The organism is Streptomyces tritici, assembly GCF_048500665.1.
Taxonomy (GTDB): Bacteria; Actinomycetota; Actinomycetes; order Streptomycetales; family Streptomycetaceae; genus Streptomyces; species Streptomyces tritici.
This window is the reverse complement of record NZ_CP183183.1, coordinates 5,623,894-5,644,185: the sequence shown is the minus strand read 5'-3', so window position 1 is coordinate 5,644,185 and position 20,292 is coordinate 5,623,894. Positions and strand designations below refer to the sequence as shown.

Below are 20,292 nucleotides of genomic sequence, written 5' to 3'. Positions count from 1 at the left end.
GTACCGGCGCGGTCTGCTGCGGCGCGGGCAGGGCCGTGCGGTCGGTCTTGCCGTTCGGCGTCAGCGGCACCGCGTCGAGGACGACGAGGGCCGACGGCACCATGTACTCGGGCAGGACGGCCGCGACCTGGCGGCGGACCGCCTCCTCGTGCGGGGCGGCGCCCTCGGCGGGCAGGAGGTAGCCGACCAGGCGGCGGTTGCCGGGGGTGTCCTCGCGGACGGCCGCGACGGCGCGGGCGACGCCGGGGACGGCCGCGAGCGCGGCCTCGACCTCGCCGAGCTCGATGCGGTGGCCGCGGATCTTGACCTGGTCGTCGGCGCGGCCGACGAACTCCAGGACGCCGTCGGCGCGGCGGCGCACGACGTCGCCGGTGCGGTACATGCGCGTGCCGGCGGGCCCGTACGGGTCGGCGACGAAGCGTTCGGCGGTGAGGCCGCGGCGGTTCAGGTAGCCGCGGGCCACGCCGTCGCCGGCGAGGTACAGCTCGCCGGGAACGCCGGCCGGGACCGGGGTGAGGCGGCGGTCGAGGACGTAGGCCCGGGTGTTGCGGAGCGGGCGGCCGATCGGGACGGCGCCGTCGGGCAGTTCCTCGCCCGGGCCGATCCGGTGCTGGACGGCGCTGACGGTGGTCTCGGTGGGGCCGTAGACGTTGAACAGCGCGCCGTCCGGGTGGAGCCGGCGCCAGGAGGCGAGGGCGGCCGAGGTCAGGGCCTCGCCCGCGACGAGGAGTTCGGCGTCGGCGGGGGCCGACCCGACGGAGTCGCTGAGCATGCCGAGGTGGCTGGGCGTCACCTTCAGGAGGGTGAAGTCCTTCTCGACGGCGCCTTCGAGGAAGTCGGTGAGACGGATGTGCCCGCCGACGGTCAGCGGCACGTGCAGCGAGGTCACCGTGGTGTCGAAGGAGACGGAGGAGTGGAGCAGCACCGCGCCCGACACGCCCCGGTAGTCCTCGGCCGCGCCGACGACGTAGTCGGCGAGGCCCGCGTGCCGGACGACGACGCCCTTGGGGGTGCCGGTCGAGCCGGAGGTGTAGATGACGTACGCGGCGTGGTCGGGCAGCAGCCGGCTCGTGCGGTCGGCGTCCACCGGGTTCCGCGCGGGCTGGGCGGCCAGCTCGTCGGCGGTCGCGGGGGCGTCGAGGACGACGACCGGCTGCGTGGCGCCCTTGGGCAGGTGCGGCCGGACGTCCTGGGTGGTGACGACGAGGGCCGGCGCGGAGTCGGCCAGCATGTAGGCGATGCGGTCGGCGGGGTACTCGGTGTCCACCGGCAGGTAGGCCGCGCCGGACTTCAGCACGGCGAGCACGGCGACGACCATCTCGGGCGAGCGCGGCACCGCGATCGCGACGACGGACTCGGGACCCGCGCCGCGGCCGATCAGCAGATGCGCCAGCCGGTTGGCACGCTCGTTCAGCTCCGCGTACGAGAGCACCGCCTCGCCGCCGGACACGGCCGGCGCGTCCGGGGTACGGGCCGCCTGGGCCTCGATCAGCTCCGGCACGAGGAGGCCGGGCAGGGGGCGGTCGGTGTCGTTCCAGCCGTGGATCAGCTGGTCGCGCTCCTCGGCCGTCAGGATGTCGAGGTCCTCGATCCGGCGGTCCGCGTCCGCGACCACGGCGCGCAGGATCGCGACGAACCGTCGCGTCATCGCCTCGATCGTCTCCCGGTCGAACAGGTCGGTGGCGAACTCGGCGAGGGCGTCGAGGCCGGCGGGGGCGCCCTCGTCCGTGAGGCGCTCGTTGAGGCCGAAGGACAGGTCGAAGCGGGCCACGCCGCCGCTGCCCGGCTCGGCGCCGACGGTCAGGCCCGGCAGCTCCAGCGTGGGCTGCGCGGTGTTCTGGAGGGCCAGCACGATCTGGAACAGCGGGTGACGGCCCAGCGACCGGGGCGGGTTGACGGCCTCGACGAGGCGCTCGAAGGGGACGTCCTGGTGGGCGTAGGCGGCGAGGTCGGTCTCGCGGACCCGGGCCAGCAGCTCGCGGAAGGACGGGTTGCCGGAGGTGTCGGTGCGCAGCACCAGCTCGTTGATGAAGAAGCCGACGAGCTCCTCCACGGCGTCGTCCGTGCGGCCGGCGATCGGCGTGCCGAGGGGGATGTCCGTGCCCGCGCCGAGACGGGTCAGCAGGCTCGCCAGCGCCGCCTGGAGCACCATGAACAGGCTGGTCCCGGACTCCCGGGCGAGCGTCAGCAGCTGCCGGTGCAGGGCGGCGTCCAGCTCGAAGCGGATCCGCTCGCCCCGGTGCGAGGAGGCGTCGGGGCGGGGCCGGTCGGTGGGCAGGGTCAGCTCGTCGGGGAGGCCCTGGAGGGTCTTCGTCCAGTGGGCGAGCTGGCGGGAGATCTCGCTGTCCGGGTCCGCCTCGTCGCCGAGGAGCTCGCGCTGCCACAGGGCGTAGTCGGCGTACTGGACCGGCAGCGGCGCCCACTGCGGGGCGCCGCCCGCGCAGCGGGCCGTGTACGCGTCGCCCAGGTCGCGGGCGAGCGGGCGCATGGACCAGGCGTCGCCGGCGATGTGGTGCAGCACCAGCACGAGGACGTGCTCCTCCGGCCCGACCGTGAGCAGCCTGGCGCGCAGCGGCGTCTGCTCGGCCAGGTCGAAGCCCCGGCGGACGGTGTCGGCGACGTACGCGGCGACCTCGTCCCGCGCCACGTCGGCCGTGCTCAGCACGCGGTCCGCGACGGTCCCGGCGTCGAGGACGACCTGCGTGGGCGTGCCGTCGGGGGCGGGGAAGACGGTGCGCAGCGACTCGTGGCGGGTCACCACGTCGGCGAGCGCCGCCTCCAGCGCGGCCGCGTCCAGCGGGCCGTGCAGACGCAGCCCCAGGGAGATGTTGTACAGCGGGCTCTCGGTGTCCAGCTGGTTGATGAACCACAGGCGGCGCTGGGCGTACGAGAGCGGAACCTCGGCCGGCCGCCGCTGCGGGACGAGCGCGGTACGGGCCTCGGCCAGGCCGCCGCCGTCGAGGCGACGGGCGAGGGCGGCGACGGTCGGGGTCTCGAACAGCGCCCGCACGGGCAGTTCCACGCCCAGGACGGAACGGATGCGGGAGACGAGGCGGGTCGCGAGCAGGGAGTGCCCGCCGAGGTCGAAGAAGCCGTCGTCGATGCCGACCCGCTGCAGGCCGAGGATCTCCGCGAACAGACCGCACAGGATGTCCTCCTGCGCCGTCCGCGCCTCACGGCGGGCCGTGCCCGAGGACGTCGGCGCAGGGAGCGCCTTGCGGTCCGTCTTGCCGTTGGGCGTCAGCGGTACGGCGTCCAGGACGACGACCGCCGAGGGAACCATGTACTCCGGCAGCGATTCCGCCACCGCACGGCGCACCGTCTCCCCGTCCAGCACCGTCCCGTCCACGGGGACGACGTAGCCGACGAGGCGGCGGTCGTTCGGCGCGTCCTCGCGCACCATGGCCACGGCCCGCGCGACGCCGGGGACGCCGGCGAGGGCCGACTCCACCTCGCCCAGCTCGATCCGGTAGCCCCGGACCTTCACCTGGTCGTCCACCCGGCCCACGAACTCCAGCACCCCGGCGTCGGTCCACCGGACCAGGTCACCGGTGCGGTACATCCGCGCACCGGGCGCACCGAACGGGTCCGCCACGAACCGCTCGGACGTCAGACCGGGCCGGTTCAAGTACCCCCGCGCCACGCCGTCGCCGGCGATGTACAGCTCCCCCGCCACACCGGGCGGCACCGGCCGAAGGCGCCCGTCGAGGACGTAGACCTGCGTGTTGGCGATCGGCCCGCCGATCGGCGTGGCCCCGTCGCCCGTGATGAGCGCACTGGTCGACCAGATCGTCGTCTCCGTCGGCCCGTACATGTTCCACACGGACGCACCGGCGTCCGCCAGCAGACCCGCCAGCGGGCCGTCCAGCGCCTCACCGCCGACCAGGATCTTCAGCCCCTGCGCGGCCTCCGGGTCCGCCTCCGTCAGCGCACGCCACAGGCTGGGCGTCGCCTGCATCACCGACACGCCCTCGGACCGCACCAGCCGGCCCAACCGCACCGGATCACGCACCACATCACGCTCGGCCACCACCACCGCGGCACCGGAGACGAGCGGCAGGAACACCTCCAGCAACGAGATGTCGAACCCGAACGTCGTCACCGCCAGCCACTTCTCCCCCGCCGACAGCCCCACCTGGGAGCCCATCGACCACAGGAAATTCGCCAGCGCACCATGCGGCACCACGACGCCCTTCGGACGCCCCGTCGAACCCGACGTGTACAGCACATACGCCGCGTCCCAAGCCGACACCCCGCACTCCACCGCCAGTTCGACGGCGGGGGCCACCTCGTCCAGCAGGACGACGGGCGCGTCCACGCCGTCGGGCAGCCCGGCCACCGCGTCCGCGGTGGAGAGCACGGCCACCGGCCGGGCGTCGTCGAGGATGTACGCGATCCGGTCCGCCGGGAAGTCCAGGTCCACCGGCAGGAACGCCCCGCCGGCCAGACCCACACCCAGCATCGCCGCCACCGCGTCCACCGAACGCGGCACCGCCAACGCCACCACCGAACCACGACCCACACCCACACGCGACAGCGCGTTCGCCACGCCCACCGCACGGGACCACAACTCCCCGTACGACAACCGCACCCCACCGCACACCACCGCAAGCTCGCCCGGCACCCGCGCCGCACGCTCCGCGAACCACCCCGGCACCACACCCGCCGGCACCACCGCACCCGACGCGTTCCAGCCGCCCAACAGCCGCTCACGCTCGGCGGGGTCCAGCACGTCGACCGCGCCCACGGGCTCGTCCGCGTCCATGACCGCCGCGCGCAGCACGCGCTCCAGACGGCCGAGGACCCGCTCCGCCTCCGCGCGGTCGAAGAGGTCGGTCCGGTAGTCGACGCGCAGCCGCACGCCCTCGGCCGTCCGGGAGACGACGAGGGTCAGCGGGTAGTGGGTGGCGTCGCGGCCCTTGGCGCCGACGAGGCGCAGGCCGGAGTCCAGCCGGGTGCCCTCGGCGGCCGGGTCCACGGGGTAGTTCTCCACGAGGACGGTGGTGTCGAAGAGTTCGCCGGCGCCGGCGAGCGTCTGGATCTCGGCGAGGCCGAGGTACTGGTGGGGGCCCAGGTCGGACTGCTCGTTCTGCACCCGCGCGAGCGCCTTGGACCAGGGCTCGTCCTGGTCGAGGACGACGCGGACGGGGACGGTGTTGATGAAGAGACCGACCATGGACTCGACGCCGGGCACGTCGGCGGGGCGGCCGGCCACGGTGGTGCCGAACACGACGTCGTCGCGGCCGGTCAGACGGCCGAGGACGACGGCCCAGGCGAGCTGGACGACGGTGTTGAGGGTGACCGCGCCGGAGGCGGCGAGCTCGGCGATGCCGTCGCCGAGGTCGGCCGGGAGCAGGGTCTCGACGCGCTCGGGCATCCGCGCCTCGCGGACGGCGCCGGCCGGGGCGAGGCGGGTGACCTCCTCGACGCCGGCGAGCGTGCGCCGCCAGACCTGCTCGGTCGCGGTCCGGTCCTGGGCGGAGAGCCACTGGAGGTAGTTCTTGTACGGGGTGACCGGCGGCAGGGCGCTCTCGCCGCGCTCGTACACGGTGAACAGCTCGCGCAGGACGACCGGCATGGACCAGCCGTCGAGCAGGATGTGGTGGTTGGTGACGACCAGCCGGTGCAGCTCTTGCTCGCGGCGGACCAGCAGGCAGCGGACGAGCGGCGGCTGGGCCAGGTCGAAGCGCTCGGCGCGGTCCCGGTCGGCGAGCCGGCCGAGTTCGGCCTCCCGCTCGTCGGCGGGCAGATGGGTGAGGTCGGCCTCGCGCCAGGGCAGTTCGACGTCGCGCAGGATGAACTGCACCGGCTTTCCGGACCGTACGGACCGGAATCCGGCGCGCAGGTTGGCGTGCCGGCGCAGCAGCGCGGTCATCGCGTCCTTGAGGCGGGCCGCGTCGAGCGGGCCCTCCAGGTCGACGGCGAGCTGGACGGCGTAGACGTCGGGGCCCGTGCCGTCGTCGAGCAGGGAGTGGAACAGGAGCCCTTCCTGCAGGGGGGTCAGGGGCAGGACGCCCTCGAGTCCGGACGGCTTGCGGGCCGGTCGGCTGGTGTGCGTCACTTCAGATCCTCCAGGTCGGCCAGGTCGGCCTCGAGCTCGTCGATCTCGTCCTGGGCCAGGTCCGCCAGGGAGAGGTCGGATGTCGTCAGACTGCGGGCGGCGCCCCCGTCGGGGGCGGCGTGAGCGGTGGCGTACCGCGTCAGGGCGTCGAGGGCCTCGAACCAGAGGCCGGTGAGGTCGTCGACGTCGGCGTCGTCGAAGAGGCCGCCGGGCCACGTCCACGTCACGGTCAGCTCGGGCCCGGAGGGCCGGTCGTGGGTGACCGCGTTCACCTCCAGGCTGTGGGCGAACGGCAGGCCGGGGTCCGTCGGGGCGATGCGCACGTCCTCGGGCGCGGCGCCCCAGTCGGCGGGGCCGGCCGTGTGGTCGGTGCGCACGCGGCCCAGGTAGTTGAAGCCGATCTGCGGCGTGGTGCCGTCGCGGAGCAGCTCCGCGGTGCGCGGGTTGAGGTGGCGGAGCAGGCCGTATCCGGCGCCCTTGGCGGGGATCGCGCGGATCTGGCCGGTGACCCGGCGCAGCGCCTCTCCCGCGCCGGGGGCGCCGTCCCTGATCTCGTGCCACTTGACGCCGGGGTCGAGGCGCAGCGGGTGCATCGTGGTGAACCAGCCGACGGTGCGGGACAGTTCGGCACCGCCGTCGTCGGTGCGGCCGTGGCCCTCCACGTCGAGCAGGACACCGCCGCCGTGGGCGCCGCGGCCGCGGGCGCGGCGCCATTCGGCGAGCGCCAGGGCGAGTCCGGCGAGCAGGATCTCGTCGGGGCCGGCGCCGGTGGCGGCGGGCACGGCGGTCAGCAGGGCCTCGGTGCGGCCGGCCGGCAGGGTCCGGGCGCGGCGGCGGGTGGTGGCGTGGGTGTCCACGGCCGGGTCGAGGGGCCGCGCGGCGAGGCGCGGGTCGGTCTGCGCGGTCATCCGTTCCCACAGCGCAAGTTCGGCCTCGACGGCGCCGGTCAGGGCGCGGTCGGCGAGGTGCCGGGCCCAGGTGCGGAAGGAGGTGCGGGCGGGCGCGACGGCGGGCTCGCGGCCGGCTTCCGCGTCCGCCCAGCAGCTCATGAGCTCGGGGACGAGGACGCGCCAGGAGACGCCGTCGACGACGAGGTGGTGGGCGAGGAGCAGCAGGCGTCCGTCGCGTTCCGGCCCTGCGTCGAACCAGACGGCGCGGAACATGACGCCCCGGTCGGGGTCGAGCGCCCGGCGGGCGGTCTCGGCCTCCTCGGCGAGCAGGGCGCCGAGGGCGTCGTCGGAGACCGCGCCGATGTCGACGCGGCGGACGGCGTCGGCGGCGTCGGTCTTGCCGGCCGGCGGGACGTCGAGGGCCCAGGGGCCGTCGCCGGTCCGGTCGAGGCGGGCGCGGAGCAGGTCGTGTCCGTCGAGGACCGCCTGGACGGCGGCCACGAGGGCGCGTTCGCCGAGGTTCCCGCCGGTGCGCAGCAGGACGGACTGGTTGAAGCCCTCGACGGGGCCGCCGAGTCCGCGCAGCCACTCCATGATCGGCGTCGCGGGGACGCGACCGGAGCCGTCGTCCGGCGCGGTCGCGGCGTCCGTGTCCGGGGCGGTCGCGGCGAGGGCCAGGGCCTCGACGGTCTGGTGCCGGAAGATGTCGCGCGGGGTGAGGACGAGTCCGGCCTCGCGGGCGCGGCTGACGAGCTGGATGGAGACGATGCTGTCGCCGCCCATGGCGAAGAAGTTGTCGTCGACGGCGACGTCGGCGACGCCGAGCAGGTCCGCGAAGAGCGCGCACAGCAGCTGCTCGCGCTCGTTGCGCGGGGCGCGGCCGCCGCCGCCCGTGTAGTCCGGTGCGGGCAGCGCCCTGCGGTCCAGCTTGCCGGTGCGGGTGAGCGGCAGCTCCGTCAGCTCGACGAACGCGGTGGGCGTCATGTAGTCGGGCAGCAGGGCGGCGACGTGGGCGCGCAGGACGTCGGCGTCGGGCGCGGCGCCGGCCGCCGGGACGACGTACGCGACGAGGCGCTTGTCGCCGGGCCGGTCCTCGCGGACGACGACGACGGTCTGGGCGACGGACGGGTGGGCGGCGACGGCGGCCTCGACCTCGCCGAGCTCGATGCGGAAGCCGCGGACCTTGACCTGGGCGTCGGCGCGGCCGGCGAACTCCAGGGTGCCGTCGGCCCGCCAGCGGACCCGGTCGCCGGTGCGGTACATCCGGGATCCGGGGACGCCGAAGGGGTCGGCGACGAACCGTTCGGCGGTGAGGCCGGGGCGGTTCAGATAGCCGCGGGCCAGGCCCTCGCCGGCGACGTACAGCTCGCCGGTGACGCCGTCCGGGACCGGCCGCAGGCGCTCGTCGAGGACGTAGACGCGGGTGTTGTCGAGGGGGCGGCCGATGGGGAAGGAGTTGCGGGCGACGTCCTCCTCGGTGAGGGCGTGGTGGACCACGCACAGGGTGGTCTCGGTGGGGCCGTAGCTGTTGGTGAGCCGGGCGCCTGGGGTCTGCTCCAGGACCTTGCGGACGGCGGCGGCGGAGGTGGTGTCGCCGCCGACGTAGACGTCGCGCAGGTCGCGGAAGGCGTCCGCGTGGTTCTCGGCGAGGAGCCGGAACACGCCCTCGCTGAACAGGCCGACGGTGACGCGGTGCGCCGTCATCACGGCGGCCAGGGACGCGAGGTCGGTGGCGTCGCCTTCGGAGGCGACGATCCGGGCGCCGCTGAGGAGCGGGCCCCACAGCTCGTACGTGGACGCGTCGAAGGACGGCGGGGAGTGCATCAGCACCCGGTCGTCGGCGCCGTGCCCCCAGTAGCGGTCGCGGGCGAGCCCGGCGACGTTCCGGTGGGTGACGGTGACGCCCTTCGGCTCTCCGGTCGAACCGGAGGTGTACATGATGTACGCGAGCTGGTCGGGGCGGGTGACGGGCAGCCGGGCGCCGGGCGCGTCGGCCGGCGGAAGTCCGCCGTCGACCAGGAGCACGGGCGCGGAGCCGTCGGGGACGCGTGCGGCGGTGGCGGTGTCGGCGAGGACCAGAACGGCCTCGGTGCCGTCGAGAATCCGCCGGGTGCGGGCCTCGGGGCTGCGGAGGTCCAGCGGCACGTAGACGCCGCCGGCCTTGGCGACGGCCAGGGTCGCCACGACGTGGGCGGCCCGGTCGGCGAGGAGCAGCGCGATCCGGTCCTCGGGACGGGCGCCGTGCGCGACGAGGGCGCGGGCGAGCCGGTCGGAGCGCTCGTCGAGGGCCGCGTACGTCAGGGCGAGGTCGCCCCGGACGAGCGCGACGGCGTCGGGGGTTCGGGCGGCCTGCGCGCGGAACAGCTCCGGCAGGGACGCCTCGGGCCGCGGGACGTCGGTGGCGTTGCGGGCGACGAGGAGGTCGTGGAGTTCCTCGTCGGCGAGGACGGCGAGGCTGCCGATCGACAGCTCGGGCTCGTGCGCGGCAGCCGTCAGGAGCCGCTGCAGGCGGGCCGCGAGCGCTTCGGCGGTGGACCGGTCGAACAGGTCGAGGGCGTACTCGATCCGGCCCAGGACGCCGTCCGCGGCCCCGTCGTCGGTGTGCCGCTCCCAGAGGCTGACGGACAGGTCGAACTTGGCGACGGGGGCGTCCGCGCCCTCGACGTCGACCCGCAGTCCGGGCAGGTCGATCTCGGGGCGGGCGGTGTTGTGCAGGATCAGCATGACCTGGAACAGCGGATGGCGGGCCAGCGACCGGACCGGGTTCAGCTCCTCGACCAGCCGCTCGAACGGCAGGTCCTGGTGGGTGTACGCGGCGAGGTCGGTCTCCCGGACCCGGGCGAGCAGTTCGCGGAAGGTGGGGTCGCCGGACGTGTCGGTGCGCAGGACCAGGGTGTTGACGAAGAAGCCCACCAGCTCGTCGAGGGCGTCGTCGGTGCGTCCCGCGATCGGCGTGCCGATCGGGATGTCCCCGCCGGCGCCGAGCCGGGTCAGCAGGGCCGCGAGGCCGGCCTGGAGCACCATGAAGAGGCTGACGCCGTGGGCGCGGGCGAGCGCGGCGAGCGCCGCGTGGGTCTCGGCGCCGACCTCGAAGGGCACGTGGGCGCCGCGGTAGGTGGCGACCTCGGGGCGCGGCCGGTCGGTGGGCAGGTCGAGTTCCTCCGGCAGGCCGTCGAGGGCGGTCCGCCAGTGGTCGAGCTGCCGGGCGAGCTGGCTGTCCGGGTCGTTCTCGTCGCCCATGACGGCCCGCTGCCACAGGGTGTAGTCGGCGTACTGGACGGGCAGCGGCTGCCGGTCGGGGACGGCGCCGGCGGTGCGGGCCGTGTAGGCGCGGGACAGGTCGGCGAGGAGCGGGGTGAGGGACCAGCCGTCGCTGGCGATGTGGTGGGTGACGAGGACGAGCACCGCGGTGTCGGGGGCGTCCGTGGTGAGCAGACGGGCGCGCAGCGGGGGCTGGACGGTCAGGTCGAAGCCGCCGAGGACGGTGTCGGTGATCGCCTGCGGGAGTTCCGCGGCGTCGACGTGGCGTTCCTCCAGGACGGCGGCGCCCTCGACGGGCCCGAGGACGTGCTGACCGGGGACGCCGCCGGTCTCGGGGAAGACGGTGCGCAGGCTCTCGTGGCGGTCGGTGACGTCGCGCAGCGCGGCGCGCAGCGCGGTCCGGTCGAGCGCCCCGGAGAGGCGGAGCACCAGGGGCACGTTGTAGGTGGCGTTGGGGCCTTCGAGCCGGTTGAGGAACCACAGCCGGGTCTGGGCGAAGGACAGCGGGACGCGGTCGCCGCGGTCCGCGGGCACCAGCGCGGGGCGGGTCTCGCCGGGGGTGGTGAGCCGGGCGGCGACGCCGGCGACGGTCGGGGCGTCGAAGAGCGCCTTGACGCCGACGCGGACGCCGAGGGTCGAGGCGATCCGGCTGAGCAGCCGCATGGCGAGCAGGGAGTGGCCGCCGAGGGCGAAGAAGTCGTCGTCGACGCCGACGCGGGCGACGCCGAGCACGTCGGCGAACAGCCCGGCGAGGATCTCCTCCTCCGGGGTGCGCGGGGCGCGGCTCACCGGGGCGCCGAGGTTCTCGGGGGCGGGCAGCGCGGCCCGGTCGACCTTGCCGTTGGCGGTGAGCGGGAGTTCGCCGAGGACGACGACGGCGGTGGGCGTCAGGTACTCGGGCAGCCGGCCGGCGACGTGTTCGCGGACGCGGTCGGGCACGAGCCGCTCGCCGTGCTCGGGGACGACGTACGCGGTGAGCCGCTTGTCGTCCTGCCGGTCCTCGCGGACCAGCGCCAGGGCCTGGCGGACGCCGGGGGCGGACAGCAGCGCCGCCTCGACCTCGCCGAGTTCGATGCGGAAGCCGCGGATCTTGACCTGGTGGTCGGCGCGGCCGACGTACTCCAGGACGCCGGCGGCGTTCCAGCGGACCCGGTCGCCGGTGCGGTACATCCGGGAGCCGGGCGGGCCGAACGGGTCGGCGACGAAGCGCTCGGCGGTGCCGCCGGGGCGGCCGAGGTAGCCGCGGGCGAGGCCGGTGCCGGCGATGTACAGCTCGCCGGTGACGCCGTCGGGGACGGGCAGCAGGGCCTCGTCGAGGACGTAGGCGCGGGTGTTCCACATCGGGCGGCCGAGCGGGACCGGTCCGGCGGCCAGCGGGGCGCCGGCCGGGACGCGGTGGTCGAGGACGCCGACGGTGGTCTCGGTCGGGCCGTAGTGGTTGACGACGGCGACCTGCGGGTGCCGGGCGCGCCAGGCGGCGAGCTGCTCGGCGTGCAGGGCCTCGCCGCCCGTCATCAGCTCGACGGCCGGGGAGAGTTCGCCGGGCAGCGTGTCGAGGATGGGCAGGTGGCTCGGGGTGGCCTTGAGGAACGTCAGGCCGCCCGGGACGTCGAGGGTCTCGTCGAGGTCGCCGACGTACAGGCAGCCGCCCGCGAGCAGGGCGCCGTACAGGGTGGTGACGCCCAGGTCGAAGGAGAGCGGCGAGTGGAGCAGGGCGCGCCCGCTCAGCCCGGGGTACTCGGCGGCGCAGCGCACCACGTAGTCCACCAGGGCCCGTTGCTCGACGACGACGCCCTTGGGCGCGCCGGTGGAGCCGGACGTGTAGACGACGTACGCGGCGTCGAGGGGGGTGACGGGCGCGGTGCGGTCGTCGTCGGCCGGGTCGTCGGTGCGGGCGCGGCCGAGCGCGTCGGCGACGTCGGGGGCGTCCAGGACGAGGACCCGGGCGCCGGCGCCGGCCAGGTGCGGGGCGGCCTCCAGGGTCGCGGCGGTGGTGAGCAGGAGGGCGGGGCGCGCGTCGGCGAGCAGCCGGGTGACGCGCTCGCCGGGGTGCTCGGGGTCGAGCGGCAGGTAGGCGGCGCCCGCCTTGCCGACGGCGAGCATCGCCTCGACGGCGGCGGCCGAGCGGGGCAGCGCGAGGGCGACCAGCGTGTCCTGGCCCGCGCCGTGCTCCAGCAGGAGGTGGGCGAGGCGGTTCGCGCGCTCGTTGAGCGCGGCGTAGGTGAGCCGCTGCTCGCCGTGGACGAGGGCGGGGGCGTCGGGGGTGCGGGCCGCCTGGGCCTCGAACAGCTGCGGGAGGGTGGCGTCGGGGGTGTCGTGCGCGGTGGCGTTGCGGGTGACGAGCAGGTCGTGCCGCTCGCTGCCGTCCATCACGGCGAGCCGGCCGATCGGGCGGTCGGGGTCGCCGAGCGCGGATTCGAGGAGCCGCACGAACCGGCCGGCGAGCGCCTCGACGGTGGGACGGTCGAACAGGTCGGCGGAGTAGCCGGCCGCCGCCTCGACTCCCTGCGGTTCGCCGTGCTCGTCGTACCGCTCGGCGACGGAGAGCAGCAGGTCGAACTTGGCCATGTCGGGGTCGATCCGGGCGACGTCGGCGTGCAGGCCGGGGAAGTCGACCTCGGGGCGGTCGAGGTTCTGCAGGACGAGCTTGATCTGGAACAGCGGGTGGCGGTTGAGGGAGCGGCGCGGGTTGAGCGCCTCGACGAGGCGCTCGAACGGCAGGTCCTGGTGGGCGAAGGCGGCGATGTCGGCGGCGCGGGTGCGCTCCAGGAGCTCGGCGAAGGTGGGGTCGCCGGAGGTGTCGGTGCGCAGCACCAGGGAGTTGACGAAGAAGCCGACGACGTCGTCCAGGGCCTCGTCGGTGCGCCCGACGACCGATCCGCCGATGGGGATGTCGGTGCCGGCGCCGAGGCGGGTGAGGAGGGCGGCGAGCGCGGCGTGCAGCACCATGAAGGAGGTCACGCCGTGGGCGCGGGCGAGGCGCAGCAGGGCGCGGTGGGTCTCGGGGCCGAGGTGGAAGGGCACCAGGCCGCCGCGGTGGCTGGGCAGCGCGGGGCGGGGCCGGTCGGTGGGGAGCGCGAGCTCCTCGGGGAGGCCGGCGAGGGCCTCCTTCCAGTAGGCGATCTGGCCGGAGATGACGCTGTCCGGGTCGGTCTCCTCGCCGAGCCGGTCGCGCTGCCACAGGGTGTGGTCGGCGTACTGCACGGGCAGCGGGGTCCAGGCCGGGGCCCGGCCTTCGAGGGCGGCGGCGTAGGCGACGCTGAGGTCGCGGGCGAGCGGGGCGGTGGACCAGCCGTCGCCGGCGATGTGGTGGACGACGACCACGAGGAGGTGCGTCTCGGGGCCGAGGACGACGAGGCGGGCGCGCAGCGGGGCCTCGCGGGTGATGTCGAAGCCGCGGCCGACCGCCTCGGCGACCAGGGCGTCGGCGTCGCGTCCGGCGGCGTCGACGACGTCGAGGCGGGGGCGGGCCTGCCCGGGGTCGAGGACGACCTGACGGGGGACGCCGTCGGTCTCGGGGAAGACGGTGCGCAGGCTCTCGTGCCGGCCGGCGACGTGGGCGAGGGCGCGGCCGAGCGCGTCGTGGTCGAGCGGTCCGGTCAGCCGCAGGACGAGGGGGATGTTGTACGTGCCGTCGGCCGGGTTCATCCGGTTGAGGAACCACAGGCCGCGCTGGGCGTACGACAGCGGCAGCACGTCGGGGCGGGGGCGGCGGGCCGCTCCGGCGCGGGCGGGGCCGGCGGAGGCGAGCCGGGCGGCGAGGCCGGCGACGGTCGGCGTCTCGAAGAGCGCGGCGACGTCGAGGTCCGCGTCGAGGGCGGTGCGGACCCGGGCGACGAGGCGGGTGGCGAGGAGGGAGTGGCCGCCGAGGGCGAAGAAGTCGTCGTCGACGCCGACCCGGTCGAGGCCGAGCATCTCGGCGAAGACGCCGCAGAGGATCTCCTCCTGCGGGGTGCGCGGGGCGCGGCGCTCCACCGCGTCGAAGTCGGGTGCGGGCAGGGCCTTGCGGTCGGTCTTGCCGTTCGGCGTGAGCGGCATGGCGGGCAGGGCGACGAGCACGGCGGGCACGAGGTGTTCGGGCAGGGCGGCGGCGAGGGCCTCGCGGACGCGCCGGACGTCGTCGGCGCCGACGACGTAGCCGACGAGCTGCTTGTGTCCGCCGGGGCCGGGGACGACGGCCGCGGCGGCGTCGGTGACGCCGTGCTGGGCGCGCAGGTGGGCCTCGACCTCGCCCAGTTCGATGCGCTGGCCGCGGATCTTCACCTGGGCGTCGCGGCGGCCGATGAACTCCAGCTGCCCGTCGGGGCGGTGGCGGACGAGGTCGCCGGTGCGGTACATGACGCTGCCGTCGTCGGCGAACGGGTCGGCGACGAACGCGGCGGCGGTGCGGTCGGGGTCGCCGAGGTAGCCGCGGCCGACGCCGGTGCCGGCCACGTACAGGTCGCCGGGGACGCCGGGCGGGACGAGCTCCAGTTCGTCGCTGAGGACGTACAGGGCGGTGTTGCGCACGGCGCGGCCGATGGGCGCGGTGATCCGGTGCGCGTCGAGGGTGCCGGGGGTGATGACGGCGTGGGTGACGTCGTCGGAGCACTCGGTGGGCCCGTACGCGTTCATCATCGGGACGCCGGGGAAGCGGGCGAACCAGCGGCGGCACAGGTCGGCGGGCAGCTCCTCGCCGGTGACGACGAGCCACCGCAGCGTGGGCAGTCCGGGGACCTCGGCGCCCTCGTCCCAGGTGTCGAGGGCGGCGCGCAGCAGGGAGGGGACGACCTCCAGGACGGTGACGCCGTCGTGGGCGACGAGCCGGAACAGGCCCAGCGGGTCGGCGGCGAGGAGCTGGTTCACGGCGAGGACGCGGCCGCCGGTGAGCAGCGGGGCGATCATCTGCCAGACGGAGACGTCGAAGGTGAGCGGGGCGTTCTGGACGACGGTGTCGGCGCCGGTGAGGGCGAGGTCGTCGACCTTGGCGAGCAGGTGGTTGTTCATGCCCCGGTGGTGCACCATCGCGCCCTTGGGGCGCCCGGTGGAGCCGGAGGTGAAGATGACGTACGCGAGCTGGGCCTCCGCCGGCGGCGCGGTCGCGGCGGCGGGAGCCGTGTCGGCCGGGTCGTCGACCGGCAGGGCGCGGGTCCCGGTCCCGGCGACGATCGCGGCGGCCGTCTCCTCGTGTCCGGGGCCGGTGAGCAGCAGGGCGGCCGAGGCGTCGGCGAGCAGGGACGCGGACCGCTCGTGGGGGGCGCGGGTGTCGAGCGGGAGGTAGGCGGCGGAGGCGGCCTGGATGCCGAGGAAGGCGGTGATCGCGGCGGCGCCGCGGTCGGCGAGGACGGCGACGACGGTGTCCTCCCGGGCGCCGCGGGCGCGCAGCCGGGCGGCGAGCCGGTCGACGCGGTCCATGAGGGCGCTGTACGTGACGTCGCCGTGGTCGTCGGTGACGGCGACGGCGCCGGGGTGCTCGGCGGCGACGGCGCGGACGCGGGCGACGACGTCGGTCATGGTCTCCGGCGCGGCGGTGTCGTTCCACTCCACGAGGAGCCGGTGGACCTCCTCGTCGGACAGGAGCGGGGCGCTGCCGATGCGGGTGCCGGGGGCGGTGGTGGCGGCCTCGGCGAGGCGGGCGAGGCGGGCCAGGAACGCTTCGGCGGTGCCGCGGTCGAAGAGGTCGGTGCGGAACTCCAGGGCGACGAGCAGGCCGGCCTCGTCGCCGCCGGGCGCGCGGTGCTCGCGGACGTTGAACGACAGGTCGAACTTGGCGGCGCCGGTGGGCACGTCGACCAGGCCGAGGGCGAGTCCGTCGGCGGCGGGCAGCGAGCGCTCCGAGCTGTCCATGGAGATCATGACCTGGAACAGCGGGTGGTGGGAGGTGGAGCGGGCCGGGTTGAGCACTTCGACGAGGCGCTCGAAGGGGAGTTCCTGGTGGGCGTAGGCGTCGAGGTTGCTCGCGCGGACGCGGCCGAGGAGTTCGGCGAAGGTGGGGTCGCCGGAGGTGTCGGTGCGCAGCACCAGGGTGTTGGTGAAGAAGCCGACGAGGGCGTCGAGGCTGTCCTCGGGGCGGCCGGTGACGGGCGTGCCGAGGGCGATGTCGGTTCCGGCGCCGTGCCGGGTGAGCAGGGTGGCGACGAGGGCCTGGACGACCATGAACGTGCTGGTGCCGGTGGCGCGGGCGAGTTCCGCGAGGCGGCGGTGGGCGGCCGCGTCGAGGTCGAGGGCGACCAGGTCCGCGGGGGCGGCCGAGGTGGCCTGCCGGGGGTGGTCGGCGGGCAGGTCGAGGTGGTCGGGCAGGCCGTCGAGCTGCTTCTTCCAGAAGGCGATCTGGCGGGCGGCGACGCTGTCGGGGTCGTTCTCGTCGCCGAGGGCGCGCCGCTGCCAGGCGGCGTAGTCGGCGTACTGGACGGTGAGCGGGGCCTGTTCGGGGGCGTGTCTGGCGCGGCGGGCGGTGTAGGCGCCGGTGAGGTCGCCGAGCAGGGGGGCGAGGGAGCCGGCGTCGGCGGCGATGTGGTGGAGCAGGATCAGCAGGACGTGCCGGTCGGGCGCGAGGGCGAACAGGGTGGCCTTCAGCGGGGGTTCGCCGGCGAGGTCGAAGCGGTGGGAGACGGCGGCGGCGAGTGCGGCGTCGAGGGTGGCGTCGTCGGCGGTGCGCACGTCGAGTCCGGGCGCGGTGCCGGCGGGCAGGATGTGCTGGGCGGCGACGCCGTCGGCCGTGCGGTAGACGGTGCGCAGGATCTCGTGGCGGTCGGTGAGGTCGCCGAGCGCGGCGGTGAGGGCGTCGCGGTCCAGCGGGCCGTCGAGGGTGAGCACGAGCGGGATGTTGTAGGCGGCGCCGGGGCCTTCGAGCTGGTCGAGGAACCACAGTCGCTGCTGCGCGTAGGACAGGGCGAGGTCGCCCTCGCGCGGTACGGGGGTGAGCGCGGGGCGCTCGGTGGAGGCGCCGTCGAGGCGGCCGGCGAGCCGGTGGACGGTCGGGGCGGCGAAGAGCGCCTCGACGCCGCAGTCCAGGCCGAGTTCGGCGCTGATGCGGCGGGCGAGCCGGGCGGCCATGAGGGAGTGGCCGCCCAGCGTGAAGAAGTCGTCGTCGGCGAGGACGGCGTCGAGGCCGAGGGCGTCGGCGAAGAGGGCGGCGAGGGCGTGTTCGAGCGGGGTGCCCGGGGCCCGGCCCGCGCCGGCGGCGGCCGGCCCCGGCTCGGGCAGGGCCTTGTGGTCGACCTTGCCGTTGGGGGTGACGGGGATGGCGTCGACGACGGTCACGGTCGCGGGGACGAGGTAGTTGGGCAGGACCTCGGCGAGGGCCTCGCGGACGGCGGCGGCATCGAGGCCGGCGTCGTCCGCGCCGGCGGCGGGCACGACGTACCCGGCGAGGGCGGGCGTGCCGTCCGCGTCCCGGCGCACGGTGACGGCGGCCAGGGCCACGTCGGGCAGGCGCAGCAGCGCGGCCTCGGCCTCGGCGGGCTCGACGCGGTAGCCGCGGATCTTGGCCTGGTCGTCGGCGCGGCCGACGAACTCCAGGGAGCCGTCAGGCAGTTGGCGGACCAGGTCACCGGTTCGGTACATGCGCTCGCCGGGCAGTCCGAAGGGGTTGGCCACGAACCGCTCGGCGGTCAGCCCGGAGCGGCCGAGGTAGCCGCGGGCCAGGCTGGGCCCGGCGACGTACAGCTCGCCGGTGACGCCGGGCGGCACGGGCAGCAGCGCGCGGTCGAGGACGTACACGCGGGTGTCGGCGATGGGGTCGCCGATGGGGGGCGTGCGGGTGCCGTCGAGGGCCTCGCTCATGGTGGCGCAGACGGTGGTCTCGGTGGGGCCGTAGCCGTTGACGAAGAGCCGGCCGGGCGCCCAGCGGGACACCAGTTCCTCGCCGGCCGCCTCGCCCGCGATGAGAATGGTCATGCCCGGGGGCAGGTCGGTCGCCGGGTCCATGACGGCCAGCGACGAGGGCGGCAGGATCGCGTGGGTGATCCCGGCCTCGCGGGTGAAGGCGGCGAGCGGGCCGCCGGGCAGCAGCCGCTCGGCCGGGGCGAGGACGAAGGTCGCGCCGGCGAGCAGGCCCATGCACAGCTCGGGCACCATCGCGTCGAAGCCCATGGAGGCGAACTGCAGGACCCTGCTGCCGGGGCGGACGCCGAGGCGCCGGACGAAGGTGTCGGCGAGGCCGGGGATGCCGGCGTGGGTGACGACGACGCCCTTGGGGCGGCCGGTGGAGCCCGAGGTGTAGATGACGTACGCGGCGTGGGCGGCGGTCAGCGGGGCGGTGCGGTCCGTGTCCGCGAGGTCGGCGCCGGACAGCGACGCCAGCTCGCCGAGGAGGGCCGGGTCGTCGAGGGCGAGCACGGCGCGCCCGGCTGCCTCGGCGACGGCGGCGGTGGAGGCGTCCACGAGGACGCGCACGGGGGCGGCGTCGTCGAGGATGTGGGCGATGCGGGCGGCGGGGTACGCCGGGTCGACGGGGACGTACGCGGCGCCGGCCTTGACCACGGCGAGGAGCGCGACGACGAACTCGGCCGAGCGCGGCAGCAGCAGCGCCACCCGCTCCTCGGGCCCGACGCCGCGGGCGGCGAGCAGCCGGGCGAGCCGGTTGGCGCGCCGGTTCAGCTCGGCGTAGTCGAGGACGGTGTCCTCGAAGGCGAGGGCGGGCGCGTCGGGCGATGCGCGGACCTGGCGCTCGAAGAGCGCGGCGAGCGTGGGGCCTTCGGCGGCGTCACAGGCGGCGGCGTCCTGCGCGGCGGGGAGGGCGACGGCCGCGGCGAGCTCGGCGTCGTCGAGCAGCCCGATCCGGCCGAGCGGGGTGCCGGGCTCGTCGAGCGCGCGGGCGATCCGGCCGACGAACCGCAGGTAGCGGTCCTGGTGGGCGGCGAGTTCGGCGGGGGCGTACAGCTCGGGGTGGGCGTCGAAGTCGACGCGGATGCCGCCGCCGTTGCCCCGGTCGTAGACGGAGACGGCGAGGTCCTCGATGAGCCGCAGCGACATGTTGTGCGCGTCGGCGCGCAGCCCGGCGAAGCTCAGGTCGTAGTCGAAGGGGACGACGTTGAGCAGGGGGCCGAAGAAGCGCCGGTGGTCGTTGGGCAGCCCGAGATCGCGGCGCAGCTCCTCGCCGCGGTAGCGCTGGTGGGCGACGAGACCGCGCAGGGCGACCCGGGTGCGCTCCAGGAGTTCGCCGACGGTGGTGGCGTCGTCGACGGCGACGCGCAGCGGGACGACGTTGGCGGCCATGCCGGGCGCGGTGCGGGACCGGGGCCCCGGCCGGGCGGTCACCGGCAGGCCGAGCACGATGTCGGTGAGGCCGGTCATGCGGTGCATGTAGGCGACGGTGGCGGCGATGACGACGCGGGAGCGGGCGGTGCCGGCCTGCTCGGCCGCGCGCACGAGGTCCGCCCGGACGTCCTCGGGCAGGTGGGCGCTGCGCCGGACGAAGTCGGCGGAGGGCTTCAGCGGGCGGGCGGAGAGGGCGACCGGCTCCGGCCGGTCGGCGTACTGGCCGTGCCAGAAGGCCCGGTCGTCGGCGAGGTCCCGCGACGCGCGGTAGTCGGCGTCCTCGGCGAGGAGGGTGCGGACGGAGGAGAACGGGGTGGCGCCGGGGTCCTCGCCGGCGGCGAGCGCGGTGTACACGTCGGCGACGCGGCGGACCAGGAGGGCGGCGCCGACGCCGTCGAGCAGGATGTGGTGGTACGCGTGGTACCAGAACCAGCGGTCCTCGGCGGCCTTGAAGAGCGCGTAGGTGAACAGCGGGGAGCCCGTCAGGTCGATGCGGCGGCGCAGGTCGCGGCCCATCCATTCCTCGGCGGCGCGGCGGGGGTCGGCCTCGCCGGAGACGTCGACGGTGTGCAGGGTCCACGCGGGATCGGCGCCGATCAGCTGGCGGGGGCCGTCCTCCGTGTCGGTGAAGCGGATGTGCAGGGCGTCCGCCTCCGCGGTCATCCGCCGCAGCGCCCGCTCGAACAGCTCCGGATCCAGGGCTCCGTGGATCTCCAGGTACTCCGCGGCGCGGAAGATCGGGCTGTCGGGTTCGACGGCCTGCGCGAACCACACCCCTGCCTGAGCCCCGGTCAGCGGCAGCAGCTGCTCGCCGTCGGCAAAAGACTGAGACAGGTCCAT

At 75.6% G+C, this 20,292-nt stretch carries 2 protein-coding genes (1 of these 2 only partly in view); both read right to left on the bottom strand.

Features of this window, described 5'->3' with window-relative positions; translation table 11 throughout:
• Positions 1-6,061, bottom strand: partial view of a non-ribosomal peptide synthase/polyketide synthase gene (locus ACNJ93_RS25930; protein ID WP_418959854.1) — the 5' end (the start) only. Its footprint begins 12,119 nt before the window's first position; the window shows 6,061 of its 18,180 coding nt (coding positions 1-6,061); the start codon lies at positions 6,059-6,061; the stop codon falls past the left edge of the window.
• Entirely contained in the window at positions 6,058-20,292 is a 14,235-nt protein-coding gene (locus ACNJ93_RS25925) for an amino acid adenylation domain-containing protein (RefSeq protein WP_418959853.1), read from the bottom strand. Before ACNJ93_RS25925 ends, ACNJ93_RS25930 begins: the two co-directional genes overlap by 4 nt.